Annotated in this window: 19 protein-coding genes; 10 read left to right on the top strand and 9 right to left on the bottom strand. The window is 43.7% G+C overall.

Features of this window, described 5'->3' with window-relative positions:
• Positions 1-7: 7 nt before the first annotated feature.
• Positions 8-607: a TetR/AcrR family transcriptional regulator gene (locus tag FN831_RS22795; RefSeq protein ID WP_142530514.1), complete on the bottom strand. Its 600-nt coding sequence runs from the start codon at positions 605-607 to the stop codon at positions 8-10.
• A gap of 173 nt (positions 608-780) precedes the next feature.
• On the opposite strand from FN831_RS22795, the gene FN831_RS22790 reads away from it, so the two are divergent.
• Complete coding sequence (locus tag FN831_RS22790) at positions 781-1,077, top strand: putative quinol monooxygenase (RefSeq protein ID WP_142530513.1); 297 nt, start codon at positions 781-783, stop codon at positions 1,075-1,077.
• Position 1,078: 1 nt separating this feature from the next.
• On the opposite strand, the gene FN831_RS22785 is transcribed toward FN831_RS22790, so the two are convergent.
• Positions 1,079-1,987 carry a helix-turn-helix domain-containing protein gene (locus FN831_RS22785; protein WP_142530512.1) on the bottom strand — a complete coding sequence of 303 codons (909 nt, stop codon included), beginning with the start codon at positions 1,985-1,987 and terminating at the stop codon, positions 1,079-1,081.
• 183 nt (positions 1,988-2,170) lie between these two features.
• Here FN831_RS22785 and FN831_RS22780 point away from each other — a divergent pair, with 183 nt between their 5' ends.
• From FN831_RS22780 to FN831_RS22755, 7 genes are all read left to right on the top strand, one after another.
• A complete protein-coding gene (locus tag FN831_RS22780) occupies positions 2,171-3,544 on the top strand; it encodes an aldehyde dehydrogenase family protein (protein WP_142530511.1) in 1,374 nt (457 codons plus the stop codon).
• 50 nt (positions 3,545-3,594) lie between these two features.
• Complete coding sequence (locus FN831_RS22775; protein WP_142530510.1) at positions 3,595-4,443, top strand: SDR family oxidoreductase; 849 nt, start codon at positions 3,595-3,597, stop codon at positions 4,441-4,443.
• Between the two features lie 10 nt (positions 4,444-4,453).
• Complete coding sequence (locus FN831_RS28300; RefSeq protein ID WP_262711896.1) at positions 4,454-4,588, top strand: hypothetical protein; 135 nt, start codon at positions 4,454-4,456, stop codon at positions 4,586-4,588.
• Positions 4,589-4,635: 47 nt separating this feature from the next.
• A complete protein-coding gene (gene bla / locus FN831_RS22770; RefSeq protein WP_185960576.1) occupies positions 4,636-5,535 on the top strand; it encodes a class A beta-lactamase in 900 nt (299 codons plus the stop codon).
• Between the two features lie 15 nt (positions 5,536-5,550).
• Complete coding sequence (locus tag FN831_RS22765; RefSeq protein WP_142530508.1) at positions 5,551-6,468, top strand: AraC family transcriptional regulator; 918 nt, start codon at positions 5,551-5,553, stop codon at positions 6,466-6,468.
• A 72-nt stretch (positions 6,469-6,540) separates the two neighbouring features.
• Entirely contained in the window at positions 6,541-7,323 is a 783-nt protein-coding gene (locus tag FN831_RS22760) for an SDR family oxidoreductase (protein ID WP_246101708.1), read from the top strand.
• A 33-nt stretch (positions 7,324-7,356) separates the two neighbouring features.
• Positions 7,357-8,112 carry an SDR family oxidoreductase gene (locus FN831_RS22755; protein ID WP_246101706.1) on the top strand — a complete coding sequence of 252 codons (756 nt, stop codon included), beginning with the start codon at positions 7,357-7,359 and terminating at the stop codon, positions 8,110-8,112.
• 34 nt (positions 8,113-8,146) lie between these two features.
• On the opposite strand, the gene FN831_RS22750 is transcribed toward FN831_RS22755, so the two are convergent.
• On the bottom strand, positions 8,147-8,665 hold the full coding sequence (locus FN831_RS22750) for a lipocalin-like domain-containing protein (RefSeq protein ID WP_142530507.1): 519 nt from the start codon (positions 8,663-8,665) through the stop codon (positions 8,147-8,149).
• A 5-nt stretch (positions 8,666-8,670) separates the two neighbouring features.
• Positions 8,671-9,234, bottom strand: coding sequence for a short chain dehydrogenase (locus FN831_RS22745; RefSeq protein WP_142530506.1), 564 nt, complete (start codon positions 9,232-9,234; stop codon positions 8,671-8,673).
• Between the two features lie 87 nt (positions 9,235-9,321).
• Here FN831_RS22745 and FN831_RS22740 point away from each other — a divergent pair, with 87 nt between their 5' ends.
• On the top strand, positions 9,322-10,161 hold the full coding sequence (locus FN831_RS22740; RefSeq protein ID WP_142530505.1) for an AraC family transcriptional regulator: 840 nt from the start codon (positions 9,322-9,324) through the stop codon (positions 10,159-10,161).
• Between the two features lie 20 nt (positions 10,162-10,181).
• Here FN831_RS22740 and FN831_RS22735 read toward each other — a convergent pair whose 3' ends face one another.
• Genes FN831_RS22735 through kaiC form a run of 5 tightly spaced genes read right to left on the bottom strand, consistent with a single transcriptional unit; the run spans position 10,182 to position 16,527 of the window.
• On the bottom strand, positions 10,182-12,401 hold the full coding sequence (locus tag FN831_RS22735) for an ATP-binding protein (RefSeq protein WP_142530504.1): 2,220 nt from the start codon (positions 12,399-12,401) through the stop codon (positions 10,182-10,184).
• A 40-nt stretch (positions 12,402-12,441) separates the two neighbouring features.
• On the bottom strand, positions 12,442-14,163 hold the full coding sequence (locus FN831_RS22730; protein WP_142530503.1) for an ATP-binding protein: 1,722 nt from the start codon (positions 14,161-14,163) through the stop codon (positions 12,442-12,444).
• 15 nt (positions 14,164-14,178) lie between these two features.
• Positions 14,179-14,481: a circadian clock KaiB family protein gene (locus FN831_RS22725; RefSeq protein ID WP_142530502.1), complete on the bottom strand. Its 303-nt coding sequence runs from the start codon at positions 14,479-14,481 to the stop codon at positions 14,179-14,181.
• Between the two features lie 12 nt (positions 14,482-14,493).
• A complete protein-coding gene (gene kaiB, locus FN831_RS22720; RefSeq protein WP_142530501.1) occupies positions 14,494-14,784 on the bottom strand; it encodes a circadian clock protein KaiB in 291 nt (96 codons plus the stop codon).
• Between the two features lie 9 nt (positions 14,785-14,793).
• Positions 14,794-16,527, bottom strand: coding sequence for a circadian clock protein KaiC (gene kaiC / locus FN831_RS22715; protein WP_142530500.1), 1,734 nt, complete (start codon positions 16,525-16,527; stop codon positions 14,794-14,796).
• 206 nt (positions 16,528-16,733) lie between these two features.
• Here kaiC and FN831_RS22710 point away from each other — a divergent pair, with 206 nt between their 5' ends.
• Positions 16,734-17,630: an SDR family oxidoreductase gene (locus tag FN831_RS22710; protein ID WP_142530499.1), complete on the top strand. Its 897-nt coding sequence runs from the start codon at positions 16,734-16,736 to the stop codon at positions 17,628-17,630.
• Positions 17,631-17,837 lie beyond the last annotated feature (207 nt).

Genomic DNA, 17,837 nt, shown 5'->3' with positions numbered 1-17,837 from the left:
ATAAAATCTATGAAAACTCAATCGTACTGATGATCCCTTTTACAGCTTTTTTAAATACTATATTGTTCATTTCGGGGTCTATATCCTTATAATATCTGTTGATCAGTGCAAGCCCGTGTATAAAAGAGACACATACCAGATAATTGGAATAAAATGTGTCTTCTAATAATGTGCCTCCGGTGATCAGCTGCATCTGTTCCCGGTACAGGTTCATAAATGAGGCCAGTGCCGGAAAAGATTTTTCAACATTGGGAACACTGCTGCCTGTAGTATACATCAGCTGGTAAAGCTCATTTTCATTGAGGGCAAACTGGATATAAGCGCTGAGCATTACTTCAAGTCTTTCTTTGGGATCAGAAACCAGGGCCAGCCGGTTCTGCGTGATTTCGATCAGCATAGTATAGCCTTGCCTTGCCAGTTCTATCAATACGGCCTCTTTATTTAAAAAGTAAGCATAAATGATGGTGGGACTGTATTCAATTATATCAGCAATTTTTCTGATACTCAAAGCCTCGGCACCTTCATTTTTTATGATGCTCATTGCTGCAACAAGGATACTCTTGTGTACTTCTGCTTTTAAACGCTCCCGCCGCTGTTTACTGCTCATCAACAATTGTCTTATCAGCAAAACTAATTATAAGATCTGTATTATTGAATGGCTTTTACAAGTATAATTTGTTTGATTCATAAAATTTTTGGTTTGATTTTCACTAACAGCCACGCTGATATCCACGTAATTTTGATATCAGTAAAAATAAATTTATCAAATAACTATATCATATGAAAACTGCCTGGGTTACATTTAATGCCATTAACATGGAAAGTGCGGCATCGCTGGAAAAATTGTTACATGAACTGGCCCAAAACAGTAAGGACGAACAGGGCATGGTACGGTACGAAGTGTTCCGTGCGCAGGACAATGTGCTTAGCTACTATGTAAGAGAAAGCTGGGAAGATGAGGCCGCCATGCAACAGCACCTGGCACAGCCCCATCTTGCCCGCTTCTCAGCAGCAGCAAATAAATTGCTCAAGGCTCCCTTTGCCCTTGAAAAAATTGAGACGCTGCTTTCATTTTAAACTATGTCTTTTGTGCACGGTAAGTTGAAGGGCTGCATTTTTCAATTCTTTTAAATACCGTATTAAAATGTGAGGGCTCGTCAAACCCCAGTGCAAAACTGATTTCAGAAATATTCATATCGCTGTATTTCAGTAAGATCTTTGCCTCGCAAATGATTCGCTCCGCAATGAATTCTGACGTTGTTTTGCCGGTAATCTCTTTTACCGCCCTGTTGAGCGAGTTCACGTGTACGGCAAGCTGATCAGCAAAATCTTTGGGATAGCGCATCGTAAAACGTGCACTCACGGCAGGAACAGGAAACTGGCGTTCCAGCAGCGCAGTAAATACGGTGGTAAGCCTGCTGCGTGCATCAGGATGCTGGTAAAGCGTTTCTGAAGGCTCGGCTTTTAAAGCAAAGTGAGACAATTCTGTAATGTAATTACGGATAAGATCGTTTTTTAGCGCATAGTCTGACTGGACTTCTTCAAACATTCTTTTGAATACATAAGACACATGCTCCTCCTCGTCTGCGCCCAGCTGGTAAGCCAGCTTGCCGCCAATTTCGTACATCGGTAACGAGGTTACCTGCGCACCGCCATTCTGATCGATAAAAGTCTTTGTAAACAAACAGAAATAGCCTGAAACATCCGGTTCCAGGGGTTCCCAGCTGTAAGGTACAAAGGGATTGAAAAAGATGAGGGTGGGGCCATTGAGCTCAATGCTTTTATCGGCATAATGGTAGCGGTTGCGTCCTCTGATCAGACAAAGCTTATAAAAATCTTTCCTGGTGTATTTAAAGGGAGGCATCCCCGGTGCGGCACATTCTTCTATACGAAAAACATTAAAATGACCTGTGATTTCATCCAGGCCGTTGGGCCGGGCGCTGAGTTTATCACTGTAAAATTGTTGAAGGTTTTCTTGTGGTAGCATATGGTGTGGTTGGGTTAGGTTTGCGCGGCGGTGGAACAAATTAATCTGATTTTCTGATCATATACCAGTCTACGTTTGATATATGCTATCATTGGTTTGATTTTAGCTAACTTTTATCTGCTATATCCAATAATTTTGGTTTAACTAATAAAATATTGATCTAAATCATTAATAGTTAAATATATGGAAACAGAATCATTAGTAAACCAGAAAGCAATTAACAGTATTGAAAATCTGCAGCCTGAAATTCAGAGAGTGTTCAAACTGCAGAAAGAATTTCACAGGCACGGTAATCCTATCGGCATTGAAGAACGTAAAGCCCTTCTCAAAAGTTTCAGGGAAACCATGCTCAAATATAACGCAGAAGTAAAGCAGGCCCTGTACGACGACATGGGGAGGCCAACCAATGAAGAGACGTCTTTTGAGGTAATGGTTACTGTGAAGGATATCGACGAGGCTTTGGAAAATATAGAGGAATGGGCAAAGCCTGTTCATATTGAACCTGTTTCCAACAAGCAGGCAAAGGCCTATATCCATTATGATCCCAAAGGTGTTGTTTTGTTGATGGGCGCCTGGAATTTTCCATTCAGCCTGGTTACAACGCCACTGGTGGCAATTATCGCTGCCGGAAATTCTGTAATCATCAAAACCACAGAAACTACACCAGCATCAAGTAAAGTGCTCAAAAAAATTATCTCAGAAGCTTTTGATGAAAAGTATGTTTATGCTTTTGAAGGCAATACTGATGTAACTACCGAGCTGCAAAAACTTGCGGTAGACCATGTGTTTTTTACCGGCAGCCCGCGCATTGGAAAAACGGTGATGGCCGCTGCTTCGGCAAACTTAAGTTCTGTTACACTGGAGCTGGGCGGCAAAAATCCTGCGCTGGTTGATGAAACGGCAGACCTTGACCTTGTAGCAAAACACATCGTAACCAGCCGTTTTTTTAATGGTGGCCAGACCTGTCTGTGTATCGATTATATCTGTGTGCCTAAATCCAAAGCAGAGGAACTTACAGCACAGCTGATCAAACATATCAAAACAGAATATTATGACGGTGACAAATTTGTGAGCGCGCGCACCTCCAGGATGGTAAACAAGAAAAATTTTGACAGGGTTACCAGCTATCTGTACAACGCCCGGGAGCTTGGCGCCACGTTCAGCTTTGGGGGCGGCCAGGATGCCGAAAAGCTGATGATCGAGCCCACTGTTTTGTCTGATGTGCCTGCTGATGCCCTGATCATGAAAGAGGAGATCTTTGGCCCTGTAATCGTGATTTGCCCTTATGACGATATACAGGAAGCCTATAACTATATGGACACTTTAGGTAAACCGCTTGGCATGTACATTTATTCAACTGCGGATGATTTTGTACAGGATGTGCTTAACCATAGCTCCTCGGGCATTGTATGTGTAAATGGCTGGCTTGAAGGCTGGATGGACAGCAGCCTGCCATTTGGTGGCGTGGGTACCAGCGGCATGGGCGCTTATCATGGCATCCGTGGTTTTAAAGAGGTTTCACATCAAAGAGCAGTATATGAAAACCCGGTGGCATAGTATTTAAATTTCAGTACAGTTAAAGATAAATTCATCATAAAAATGATCCTATGAACACAGAAAATGTATGGTTGGTAACAGGTGCCTCCAAAGGCCTGGGACTTACGTTAGTGAAAAAATTATTAGCAGATGGTTACCGTGTAATTGCCACTTCGCGTAACGTAAAATCACTGAAAGACGAAGTAGGCGGCAAATCTGAGAACTTTTTGCCCCTCAGCATGTCGCTCAGTGATGAGGCAGACGTGAAGAGTGTGATTGCTGAGGGCGTTGTTTATTTTGGCCGCATCGATGTTGTGGTGAACAATGCCGGCTTTGGCCAAACCGGTACGCTCGAAGAGCTTACTGCCAGGGAAGTAAATGACAGCTTTGCCATAAACGTTTTTGGTACCTTAAACGTGATCCGCCATGTAACCCCATACCTGCGCAGGCAACAGTCAGGGCATGTGATCAATATTTCTTCGGTTGCCGGGTTTAATGGTGAGTTTCCGGGCTGGGGCATTTACGCTGCCACAAAGTTTGCTATCGCAGGTATGACAGAGAGCTATGCAGAGGAGGTTAAAGAATTTGATATCAAAGCCACGGTTGTGTACCCGGGCTATTTTCGTACAGACTTTCTTTCATCAGGTTCTTTAAAAGTAGCTGTAAATCCTATTGACAGCTATCAGGCAGCACGCCAGTCTGAAAAGGAACACCTGGAGAATATCAATGGGAACCAGTTAAATGACCCTGAAAAGGCAGCGGAAATATTTATTGAGCTTGTTAAGCTCAGCAATCCGCCGGTACATCTTTTCCTGGGCAATGATGCCTATGAACAGGCTGCAAAGAAAATAGCTGCCCTGCAGCAGCAGATGCAGGAATTCAAAGAATTAGCAACCGCAACTGAGATCATCTCAGCTTAATCCAGGCAATATGGCTGAGCTATCAGGACAAGTATTCATCGTAACAGGCGGGGCAAAGGGTAAAAAGACGGGCGTAGCAAAAAAACTGGCTAAAGCGGGCGCAATAGTAATTGAAATCTATGACATGATGTTATGGTCGCTGTAAATATGTTAGACGAAAATTTGTTATTTTTACAAATAAAAATTTTTATCATGACAGTTTATACACGATTTACGATAGCTTGTTTGTTGCTTACTTTGGGTATATACCCGCCTTTAATGGCGCAGGGACATGAGGGGCTGAGAAATAAAATCAGGGCTTATGCCAGTAATGGTAAATGCAAGGTGGGCGTAGCGATACGATTATTGGAAACAGGGGATACCCTTAGCCACGGAGATGCCGTTTTATATCCGATGCAGAGCGTTTTTAAGTTTCCGATCGCCATGAGTTTATTAATAGCTGCCGATAAGGGCGAAATAGATCTGAACCAGCGGGTACATATTAAAAAGGAGGAGCTCAAAAAAACTGTAAGTGCTTTGTATGATAAGTATCCGGATGGAAATATAGATGTTCCGCTGCTGGAAGTACTGTCTGATATGGTCACAAAAAGTGATAATAACGCCTGTGATATCATCATGAAGATACTGGGGGGCGGGGACAGGATCACCAGGGACATTCATCGCCTGGGCGTTCCCGCTTTTACAGTTAAGGTGAACGAAGCGCAGATGAGTTCTGAATGGCCCCTCCAGTACCTGAATGTATGCAGGCCTTCGGCACAAATCCAACTGCTGGACATATTGCTCAATAAACCTGTTCTATCAAACAAAAACCGGGATTTATTGCTGGAAATGATGCACCATACCTTTGTTACTCCTAATCGTATCCGCCGTTTCCTGCCAGCCGGCACACCATTAGCGCACAGGTCTGGTACTTCCTCAACTAAAAACGGGCTGTCGCCGGCAACAAATGATGTAGGCCTGATCACGCTACCGAATGGCAATCATCTTGCTATTGCTGTATTTGTAGCCGAATCTTATGAGGAGATGGATGCCAGGGAACTGATCATTGCGAACATCGCCAAAGCTGCGTATGAAGAATTTTCATCGAAATAGATAAACCTGAAACCTATGGAAAGAATGATCTACCAGACCCTTCAGGATCAGTATGCAGCCCTTAACCTGCCCACCAGCCTCATGGGGCCTGACGAGGATTTTACGATCTTTGACCTTAAAGACCTGAACAGGACTTTTCCTTTTCAAAGCCCCGTAAGCAGGTTAAACTTTTTTGTCTTCGTTTTTGTAAAAGATGCAACGGGACATTATCTTGTAGACGATCAGCACTATCCGATTGGACCTGGCACAGTGTACTTTACTAATCCCGGGCACTGGCGATCTTTCAACTGGCTATCCATTAACAGCGTTTGCCTGGTTACCATGAGCGAAAGTTTCCTGAAGGAAAATGTACATAACAGGATCTTTGAGGAGTTTCCATTTTTGCTTTCGGAAACTTTTCCCGGTAAAATGATAGGCCATGCGCTTTTTGCTGAGTTCGAAGAATTATATGAACAGGTAAAAAAAGCGCACCTTTCTTCATCTGCCTACCGGCGCCGCATCATCGGTAACCTGTTTGTGGTGATCTTATTAAAGATCAAAGAAATATTCTGGAAGGATTACGACCCCCATGCAGAAGGAGACCGCCATTCTGTGATCGTAAGGGATTTCAATATCCTGGTTGAGCAGCATTACAAGGACCTGGCATCCGGGAAGTTAAAACGCGGTTTTCAGGCCCGGGATTTTGCCGCTCAATTACAACTGCATCCCAATTATTTAAACAGCGTGATCAAGAGCAAAACCGGAAGGCCTTTAAGCACCTGGATTGCGGAGAAGACGATTGCGGAAGCCCGTTCGTTGCTGATGAATACTTCACTGTCTGTCAAAGAGATTTCCTGCAGAATAGGCTGCGGGCGCTCGGCTCATTTTGGTGCCTTCTTTAAGCGGCATACCGGACTTAGCCCGGCAAAATTCAGGGCAGGAAATAATTCCTGAGGTTTATTCAGCTGTTTCTTTGATATGAATAGGATAATCTGTGATTTGTGACATTTATATTTAAAGCCAAAGGTGCATCTGGTTGTTGATCATGTAGTTAAACTGAAAACAACCATAAGTAAACTAACAGGAAAAGTAATTATCGTTACAGGAGCTTCCAAAGGAATTGGGGCCGGCGTAGCAAAAAGGCTTGCCGAAGCAGGCGCAACAGTAGTGGTTAACTTCGCACACGGAGCCGGAGATGCGGATAAGACCGTGGCGGAAATACAGGCAGCTGGTGGTACAGCCCTGGCTGTGCAGGCAGACGTGAGTAAATCTGCAGACGTAACACAATTGTTTGATCAAACAATTGCTGAATTTGGCAGGGTTGACGTTCTGGTGAACAACGCCGGTATTATGATTACCAAGCCCATTAAAGACACTACAGACGAAGACTTTGAGCGGCAATTCGGGATCAACGTACGGGGTACTTTTAACACGCTGCGGGAGGCGGCTACCAAACTAAGCGATAATGGCACCATTATCAATTTCTCTTCATCAGTTAACCGGGTGATGCAGCCAACGTATGGTACTTATGTGGCCAGCAAGTCTGCAGTAGAGCAACTGACACGCGTATTTGCCAAAGAGGTGGGTGCCCGGGGCATCAACGTAAACTCTATTTCTCCCGGGCCTACAAACACAGAACTGTTTATCAAAGGAAAGCCGCAGGAGGTCATCGAAAGGCTGGCCGCACAATCGGCATTCAATCGCCTGGGCGAGCCTGATGACATTGCCAAAGTAATTGTTTTTCTGGCCAGCGACGATGCAAAATGGATCAGTGCACAAAATATAGGCATCAATGGCGGCTTTGCCTGATTTATCAACAGAACTAAAAACTTAACATTTGATATGATGAACACATTAAATAATAAAGTAGCCCTGGTTACAGGCTCTTCTGGCGGACTTGGGAAAGCAATTGCAGAGCGGTATGCAGCGCTGGGCGCATCGGTAGTGATCCACTATAATTCTCACAAAGAGAAGGCCGATGAAATCGTGAATAAAATTACATCGGCGGGTGGTAAAGCCATTGCTTTAGGGGGCAATACAACAAAGGTTGCCGAGATAGAAAAGCTGTTTACAGATGCTAAGGCGGCTTTTGGTAAAATAGATATTGTAGTAGCCAACGCCGGCATAGAGCAGGTAGAGCTGCCGGTTACCGAAATTAAGGAGGAAGACTTTGATAAGGTATTTACGATCAACACCAAAGGCTCGTATTTTACGATCCAGCAGGCCGCAAAACATGTGGAAGACAATGGGCGCATCATATATGTGGCCTCCAGCACAACAGTATTTGCAGTGCCCGGCATGGCTGTGTACGGGGGAAGTAAAACTGCCCCAAAATATCTGGTAGAGGTTTTGGCCAAGGAAATCGGGCACCGTGGCGTGACGGTTAATTCACTGATCCCTTTCGCGGTAGACCACTCAGGGATCTTTGCCCAGCCTGACAGCTTCCCCGATCTTCGTAAGTCGCTGCTTGACAGTTGCCCGATGGGGCGTTTGGCAGATATAGAAGATGTAGCTAATGTGGCAGAATTTTTTGCCAGTGATTTATCTTCTTTTGTTAATGGCCAGCATCTGCTGGTTAATGGAGGTGCAACACAGTAATTTCACATTATTACCCGTAAAAGGTTCCGGCTTTTTACGGGTAATAATGTTCCCAGGTAACTTCTGCAGTAACACTTTGGCCGCCTTGTGTTGTGTTGGTCACAACATATTTCAATTGGTTATTCCGGTAGCTGTAAGAACGTTTTTGAATTTGAGAATCCCAGTTTGGAAATGAAGCATAGGCAATCAAAAATGTGATCAATTGATGAGGCCCGTCAATGGCATACTTTCCAAAGTGTGCATTGCTACCTTGTACCAGGGCTATATTTTCTTCGGGCGTGGCTTTGTTTTTATCACCTGAGGCAACGCTGATCCTTTCATCCTTATAAATTTGTAAAGTGTAGTTTCCGGATACATCAAAGATGAGCATGCCTTTCGGATGGGCTCCGTAGGGATAAACTTTGTCCCCGTTGGGATAGCTATTCTCAACGGAAACTAATGTCCAGGTGCCTGTGATCCATTGAGGGACTTTTGCCTGATGCGCATTAACTGAGCTTTGGGCATGGCTGTAAAGTGTACAGCATAACAGCGATAATAGCACTAATCTTTTCATATCTTTTAGTTATAGTTCACTTTGATAATTTCTCCGTTGATTTGTCCCTCAATGCTTTGTAAATAAGCATGAGTGAGGTCTTCAATTGTGATGTCTGATATCTTTCCGGGACTTACTGTATTTAACCTGATCCCCCTGGGCATTTCCATTGCAGCGGCCCTTGTGAAACTGTTGATCCCTCCGTTACTGATCGCCTTGCCCACCGAAAACTTTGAGGGCTGATCTCCCATCTTGCCCGAGATCAGGGTGAAAGAACCATTGTCATTCAAGTAATCCATCCCAATAGATACCAGGTTAATCTGGCCGATAAGTTTGTCCTGAATGCTCAGCTGCATATCCTCCTGGGTCATGGAAGGAAAATCTCCCAGATAACTTTGCCCTGCTACGCAAATACAGGCATCGATGTTTTGAAGTTTGCTAAACATTTCGGTTATTGAAGCAGGAGAGGAGAGGTCTGCCCTGATCTCACCGCTGTTCCTGCCGGCAGTGATAATTTCATACTTTTTACCAAGTTCTCTGCTGATGATCCGGCCGATGTTTCCCGCAGCGCCAATAATTAATACTTTCATTTGATATGTTGTTTATGAAAGTAAAATTATGGAAGTACAGCCTTTGATTACCTGTACAATATTTCACTAAATCAGTATATTTAAAGCATGCGGAAAAATAATTTATACCAGCCATTTGAAATTGAATTAAAAGAGCTGGAGAATTATCAGGCCAGGCCCGCCAGTAACAGTTTCTTTGAACTCATTTACATTGCTGATGGTACCGGGGTGCAATACATCAATCACAACAGGTTTAATTACCGTAAAGGCAACCTGTTTTTATTAACTCCTGAAGACATTCATTCTTTTGATGTCGGCACGGTAACCAGGTTCTTTTTCATCCGTTTTAACAGGTATTATATAGAAAATAAATCTTCCAGAGATCATGAATCTGTGCAGCGGATCGAATATATTCTGCAGAACGCCAGCCACCGGCCGGGCTGTATATTAAAGAACCAGGCAGACAAACCGCTGATTGCCTCGCTGATTGAAAGTATTATCATTGAGCATACCAATCAGCAATTGTACTATTCCAAAATCATTGAGCAAATTGTTAAAACGATCATCACCGTTGTAGCCCGGAATATCGCCCTCAAACTTCCAAAAAATGTACAGGAAAATACCGGAGAGCCTGTGCTGGCTATTCTTCATTATATCCAGGAGCACATCTTTGAACCTAAATTGCTGCGTTCGCAACACCTTAGTGCGCACTTTGGGATTTCAGTTACTTATCTTGGCCGGTATTTCAAAAAGCAGTCGGGCGAAACTTTGCAGCAATATATTTCTAATTATAAACTGCGGTTGATAGAAACCAGGTTGCTGCACAGTGATATGCGTATCAACGAAATTGCCAGCGAGCTTAATTTTACTGATGAAAGCCATTTGAACAGGGCTTTTAAGAAATATAAAGGTTTAAGCCCTTCGGCTTTCAAGAGGCAGTTTGGTTAGTTACTTTCCTTTATGCCCGGCTACTGCAGGAGCGGAAAAACAACATAAAAAGTAGAACCTTTACCCACTTCACTTTCAATCCAGATCCTTGCATTGTGCTTATCCAGTATTCTCTTTACAATAGATAAGCCTACACCTGTACCTTCGATTTCCTGTGCATTATCCATTCGCTGGAAAAGTTCAAATAACCTGTGATGATCTTTGGGGTCGATGCCAATGCCGTTGTCCCTGATGCTGTACTGCACATGGTCTTTACCGATGCTTCCTTCAATATTGACTTCGGGATGCGCGGTATTTTGGCTGTATTTCATCGCATTGCCAATCAGGTTAGAAAATACCTGCAGCAGCATAGTTTTTTCTCCCTGCAGATCAGGTGTTTCACCTACATGTATTTTAAGGTTTTCGGTATGATAAATGACCCGCAAGTCGGAAATAATCTCCGTGATCATGGCACGGGCATCTATGTTCTGATGCTCAACTTCCGCTCTGCCGATTCTGGAATAATCCAATACCTCGGTAATCAGTGAATGCATCTTATCTGCACCATATCCGATCCTCGACAAAAATTTCATACCCTGGTCGCCGATTGTTTTATCCCTGCTGAGCAACTGGGTATAGGATTTAATCACCGCTAAGGGGTTTTTCAGGTCGTGTGAAATCGTATAGCTGAAAGTATCCAGCTCATCATACGCAATCTTTAATTTCTCGTTGAGCAGGCGCAGAGCATTTGCTTTTTGGTTGATCGCATAAATGATCTCATCGCGCAGCTGTCTGACAGACCTGATTTCAAGTTTGCTCCATTTTTCTGACTTTCCGGTAACGGTCTGCATCCATAAGTCAAATGAATGCCTTGGCGAAATCTGTAGTCCTCCGGCAGTGTTAAATTCAAAAGGCTTGCCGGGATCGCCTGCCCATTTAATAGTCTCAATAATCTCTGGTTTGAACCAGATGATATACTCCGACAGATCTTTTGATAATATGCACACCAGCATGCCGCTTGCAACATCTTTATATTCCAGCGCCGCAGGATATACTTCGGGCAGGTTGTTCGTCTGATAAACCGGCTCGGTCACATTTTCTTTGATCCATGTAAGCAAATTTGCAAGCTGCTCCTTACCGGGCGTTTTACCCAGCTCATTAACGGAGTTCTCATGAATAAGAATAGCGCCGCTGGCCTGTACAATATTTAAAAGGTTTACATCCTGCTCCAGCAATGCTTCGCTGATGATTTCTGTTTTATTTAAGTACCGGGAAAGCTTGTCCAGTGATTTGCTAAAGCCATCCACCAGCTGCTGGTCTTCTTCATCCTGTCTGAATTCCAATGCGGACGATAAGATCTGACCGATCAGCTTTGCGGATTCCCTTGATTTGAAATCGATAAATCGTGGGGTATAATTATGACAGGCGATCAATCCCCAAAGCTCTCCTTTATAAAGCAATGAGATGCTGAAACTGGAGGCAACCCCCATGTTTTTGAGGTATTGAATGTGTATAGGAGATACAGCTCTGAGCTGTGAATGTGTTAAATCAAGGTGGTCATGCGCTGAATGTGAACTGAGTATGCGCGATGGTGCTTCATCTACATTTGCGATCAGCCGCGTCAGGTTTTTTTTGTAGAGCTCTCTTGCCTGTTTTGGAATATCTGAGGCTGGGTAATGTAAACCGATCCAGGAGGCAAGATCATCGTTTTTCGCTTCAGAAATCACTTCTCCATGGTCGTCCTCAGCAAATTTATAGATCATGATCCGGTCAAAATGGATGATATTCTTAATCTGCTGCGCGCTGTTGTTCAATAAATTAGTAAGGCTTTTATCACCCAGCATGTTCGCAATGGCGCGGCCCATCTGCTTTTGGATATCCAGGGCAGCATCCTGACCGGCAACTTCAAATTCAAGTAAATAGTAACTGTCAGATTTTGAGATTACCAGATAAAACAGAAAGCCTGATAATGTAAATTCAAAGGGGTTGACCTGCTCAAAATTATCGTTTTTTCCAAATAATAAAAGGTTTGATATAAATGCTGGCTGTATTTGATAATCAATAATACGTTCAACTTCAGTAATGTTTTTGCCTAACAAATCTGTGGCGCTGATCTTTAAAAAGTTTGCAGTGTTTTCACTGACAAATTCAATCTGTGAGGTGGTGCTGATTACGATCAGGAAACCATGAGATTGAATTTTGCCGGGAATATGAATTGGCTCCAGGTCGCAGTTGTCAATATTAACGATAAATTCTGACATGTTTTAAGATAGATGTAGGTTGTAAAGATGCAAAAAATAATTAATCCGCTACCCCGACAGGGATGCTGAACCAGAAAGTACTGCCCTGGCCAGGCTCGCTTTCCACGCCAATTTTGCCACCATGCTTGTAGATAATCTGCGCGCAGATATACAGCCCTAAGCCTAAACCGGAATACTGGCTGCCATCACTGGTAACGCGGTAATAGCGGTCAAAAATATAGGGAAGTTTTGCAGCAGGAATACCCGGTCCATGGTCAATTACGGCCACTTTAGCGATTTGGTCTTCCTGGGTAATGCAGACTTTGATTTCTTTTGAATCGGGGGCATATTTTGCAGCATTGCTGATAAAGTTTACCAGGACCTGCTCCAGTTTGTGTTCGTCGGCATATACTTTGACCTCTTCATCACATACGATCACAATATCAAAAGATCCGCCTGATCTTATATCCTGACAGCAATCCTGAATAAGTTCACTGAGATTGATCCATGATTTCTTAAGCTGCAGATGGCCCTCGGTCATGTTCGTGGCATTTAACAGATCGTCAATGAGGATCTTCATTTTCTCCATGCTTTTATTGGCCTGGGAGATCAGTTTTGGCACAACAGGAGCGTCCAGCCTGTCGCGCAGCTTGTTTAACAGCTGCAATGATCCCTGTAAAGAAGTTACCGGAGTTCTCAGTTCATGACTGGCTACACTGATAAAATCGTCTTTTTGCTGTATGGCCTTTCTTCTGTTGGTTACATCCATAAAGGTACCGATGCCGGCAATAATCTGCCCGTCTGCATCTCTCAGGGGAGCAGCATTCATCGAGATATAAAATTTCTCTGCCCCGGGAGGCTGTACAGCAATTTCGTAATCATAAACCGGATTGGTAGTGGCTATAGCTGAGTAAATAGGGTACTCCTGTGGCGGCAGTGGTTCACCATTGATCCAGAGCATCTGCCAGTCAGAATAGATATATTCGTTAGTAGCGTTGCGCGTGATACCCAGCATTTTCTTGGCCATGGGATTGGCGTAGGTTGTTTTGCCATGCAAATCAGTAATAATTACCCCTTCGGCCATTGTTTCCAATACGCGCGACAGGCGTTCCTGATTGTTCCTCAGTTTTTTCTCAATCACTTCTTTTTCAGTGATGTTGATGGTTAGTTCTTTTGTCCTTTCCTGAACGGTAAGCTCCAGCGTGGCATTCAGGTGGTTGGCTTCGCGCTGTGCATCCAGCAGCTGGTCATTTGTTTCGCGGAGTATACGCTGGTTTTCCTGCTGTGCAGATAAATTGTTAATGATCACACTCATACACAGTCCCTCACTTAATTCTAAGCCTTTGAGGGATAGTAACACAGGTACAGGAACGTTGTTGCTGGTAAAAAGTTTTAGTTCCAGTTTGGTTTGGTTTGACCAGGCAGTGATCATCATCCTGTTCCAGGTGATACGATCGGCATCCAGCATAAAACGCTCAAATGCATTGCCGATAATCTTTTCCAGCGGCAGCCCTATAATCTCAGCAAAACTGGAATTGGCATATAATATAATTCCGTCTGTATTGAGCGTTACTGCTCCTTCAGACATCTGTTCAATAAAAATACGGAAGGAGCGGTCGGCCGTTTGCAGGGTAAAGATAGAATGCCCGTCGCCATCCTTTACAATCAGCGCATCAACATCACCTGAGCGTATAGCCTCAAGCGCATCGTTTGCTTCCTCAAGCCGATATTCTGTTTCTTCTAATAATTTTAACAGTTCTTCTTTTGATTTTTCTGTTTTCAAAGTTGTTGCAAATTACTAAATACCCAGACCACGCAATACCTTAGCAGTATCAGACATATCCCCAATCAATCTTCTGGTTGGAGATGGAAATTTTTTAAGCAGCATCGGTACGGCAGCAACATCGTCCTGCAATGCCATCTCCGGCTGTTGATACACGTCTATGATATCCAGCTCGTATCTCCCATCAAGGTATTTAGAGAGGATCAGTTTTAAATTACTGATTGCCCTGACTGACAATGATGAGGTTCCTGCCACAAATAGTTTAAGCTGATAAACTGGTACATCCTCAATGCCCCAGTCTTTATAATCTTCATCCATTAATCACCCTTATTATGCTTTTTTAGGGCGTATGTTTAATCCCACTAATACTTTTTCCTTGTTGGATAAATCGCCAATGATCTTTCTTACCGGCTCCGGTACCTTTTTTACCAGGGTAGGAACAGCAAAGATCTGGTCGCCCTCAGCAAGCTGCGGGTTTTCCAACAGGTCAATCACCTCGATAACATACTGACCGGCTAAATGTTCTTCACAATATTTTTTTAGGTTATTTAAGGCTGTTACAGATTTTTGTGTTTTACCAGCTACGTAGAGCCGTAGCTCATATTGATCTTGTTCTTCCATGATGATTTATTATTCACTTGCTGATGAAGAACTGTTGCTTCTGTAGCTGGTCATTTTTTCGCGGGTCTGGCTGAGCACATCTTTTCTGATCTCTTCTTCAGTATAAATTTTATTTAATTCATCTTCTGTAGATTCAAATTCTGTTCTCAGGCTGTCGATCTTGCTCTCCAGTACTTTGCGCTTACGCTGCAGTTCCCTGTCTATTCTGTCAAGGGTATGGGTATGCAGAACTTTGCCTGTTTGTTCCTCCAGTCGGTGTGCCTCTCTTGCAGAGCCAGTGAGGATGCCTTCCGGCCCCAGGTAAACATCCATTAAGTCCAGCCCATTTTCGCTGATCACAAATTCACGGATCTGGTTTGAATGTTTCATTCCGCGGGATTTCATCACATACAAGCCTTTATTCCTTTCGCCGTTCATCTCGATATCTTTGATGAGGATCCAGGCATCTACCAGCGAAGAAACACCTTCGTCTGTTTGCTCATTTACAATATTGTTAAGTGTAAGTGCCGTAAACATAACTGTAATCTGCTGTTCCTGTAAGAAGTCGATCAAACGTACCAGCATTGCTTTAACCTCGCTTACTGAACCTATAGTAATGAGATTTGTAATCGGATCAAGTACAACTACTTGTGGCTGGAACTTTTTAATTGCTTTATGGATAGCTACCAGGTGCATTTCAAGGCCGTAAAGCGTTGGTCTTGAGGCATAAAACTTTAGGAGGCCAGCATCTATATGACTTTGTAAATCCATTCCAATAGAATGCATATTACGCATAATCTGTAGCGGGGATTCTTCAAAGGCGAAATACAAACATCTTAAACCGTCTTTGCATGCCTGGTTGATAAAGGAAGCAGACATACTGGTTTTGCCTGTGCCTGCGGTGCCTGAGACCAGCACGCTGCTGCCGCGGAAAAAGCCGCCGGCGCTTAGCATTTCATTGAGGGCAGGGATGCCCGTTGGGATACTTTCTGACGATACTGGTTTATCCAGTTGAAGTGAGGTTACGGGCAATACCGATATACCTTCTTCATCAATCAGAAAGGGATATTCATTGGTTCCGTGCAAAGTGCCACGGTATTTGATAATTCTTAATCTTCTTGTAGAGATTTGATTGATAATTCGGTGGTCCAGCAGGATTACACAATCAGATACATATTCTTCCAGGCCCTGTCTGGTCAGCGTTTTTTCTCCCTGTTCACCTGTGATAATAGCAGTAACGCCTTTTTCCTTTAACCAGCCAAAAAGCCTGCGCAGCTCTGCACGCAGAATACCGAGGTCTGTTAAACCGGCAAATAAATTTTCTATGGTATCCAGCACCACACGCTTTGCGCCGATGGTATCAATGGCATATCCTAAGCGGATAAATAATCCTTCAAGGTCATATTCCCCTGTTTCTTCAATTTCGCTTCTGTCGATATGGACATAGTCTACCTTGATTTTCTTTTCTTCCTGTAACTTATTGAGATCAAAGCCAAGCGATGCAACGTTCATCGCAAGCTCCTGAGGTTTCTCTTCAAAAGCCATGAAAACACCCGCTTCGCCATATTCCTGCGCTCCGCGGATTAAAAATTCTAAAGAAAAGAGTGTTTTTCCACAGCCTGTGCTTCCACAGATCAGGGTAGGGCGGCCGGTAGGCAAACCACCCATTGTGATTTGGTCCAGGCCACTAATTCCGGAAGGCGTTTTTGGTAAGGTATTGAGCAAGGTATTACCATTATCTGGTAATGATTGGGTAGATGACATATAAATAGTGTATAGTAATACCAGCAATATACCAATTCTGTTTAATAACCGGTGAACTTACAACTTCAGTATTTGGTTTAAATTAGATTGTCGTGATAGTAAAACAGCAATACATGGTATCAAATGCTCCATGTCTGCCTTTTGTAAAAGAGAAAACAATGCCATGCTTTCCATGTTGAATAGGTCTACACTTAATGAAAAACAATATGGAGAATACTCAAAAACCGCTCGTAAACCCTGTGACCAGATACCCACAACCACCGTTTGAAAAACAGCCCCAGGAAGCTCCGGGCATTGCCTCTAAAATGTCACCTGTGCCGGATCATGGCGAGGAAAGTTATAAAGGATCAGGAAGGCTGTCTGGCCGCAAAGCACTGATTACTGGTGGCGACTCAGGTATTGGACGCGCTGCTGCAATTGCTTACGCACGTGAAGGTGCAGATGTGGTGATCAACTATTTACCCGAAGAACAGTCTGATGCTGATGAGGTCATTGCTTTGATAGAAGCAGCAGGCCAGAAAGGTTATGCTATCGCCGGAGATATTACCAGTGAGGAATTTTGTAAATCACTGGTTGAGCAGGCGGCTGCGAGACTTGGCGGAATCGATATCCTGGTAAATAATGCAGGCCGTCAGCACGCTGTTGACTCAATTCTGGATATAACCACAGAGGGCTTTGATGCTACTATAAAGACTAACATTTACGCACCGTTCTGGATTACCAAGGCAGCTTTGCCGCTATTGCCTGCAGGTGCGGCGATTATTTCTACAAGCTCTGTACAGGCCTATGAGCCATCAGAAAATCTGTTTGATTATGCGCAAACAAAGGCTGCAAATGTTGCATTTGTGAAATCTCTGGCCAAACAGCTGGGGCCAAAAGGTATCCGTGTAAACGGGGTGGCGCCAGGGCCGGTATGGACGCCTTTGCAAATTAGTGGTGGACAGCCGCAGGATGCTATTGTGAAGTTTGGAGAAGTAACTCCATTGGGCCGTCCCGGACAGCCTGCTGAACTGGCATCCATTTATGTGGAGCTTGCTGATAGCAATTCCAGCTATACTACAGGACAAGTTTATGGTGCTGCCGGAGGCAGTGGAAATCCTTAGAATAATTATTATTTTAATTGACGTTTCTTTTTACGCTCAGTTCGGCAAGGCATATTTTTGTACATCTATAGTAGAGATAGATGTGCAAAAATATGCATAGCTTGCCTCCAGATTGTCTATGAGTCCGACATTATAGCGAGTTGCTAGCAGAACTACTCCAGCGCTATAGGTAAAAATTTGTCGGAGTAATACCGCTCGCATGCCACA

It is taken from the genome of Pedobacter westerhofensis, from assembly GCF_900182595.1.
GTDB lineage: Bacteria > Bacteroidota > Bacteroidia > Sphingobacteriales > Sphingobacteriaceae > Pedobacter > Pedobacter westerhofensis.
This window is presented reverse-complemented; position numbering and strand designations above follow the sequence as displayed.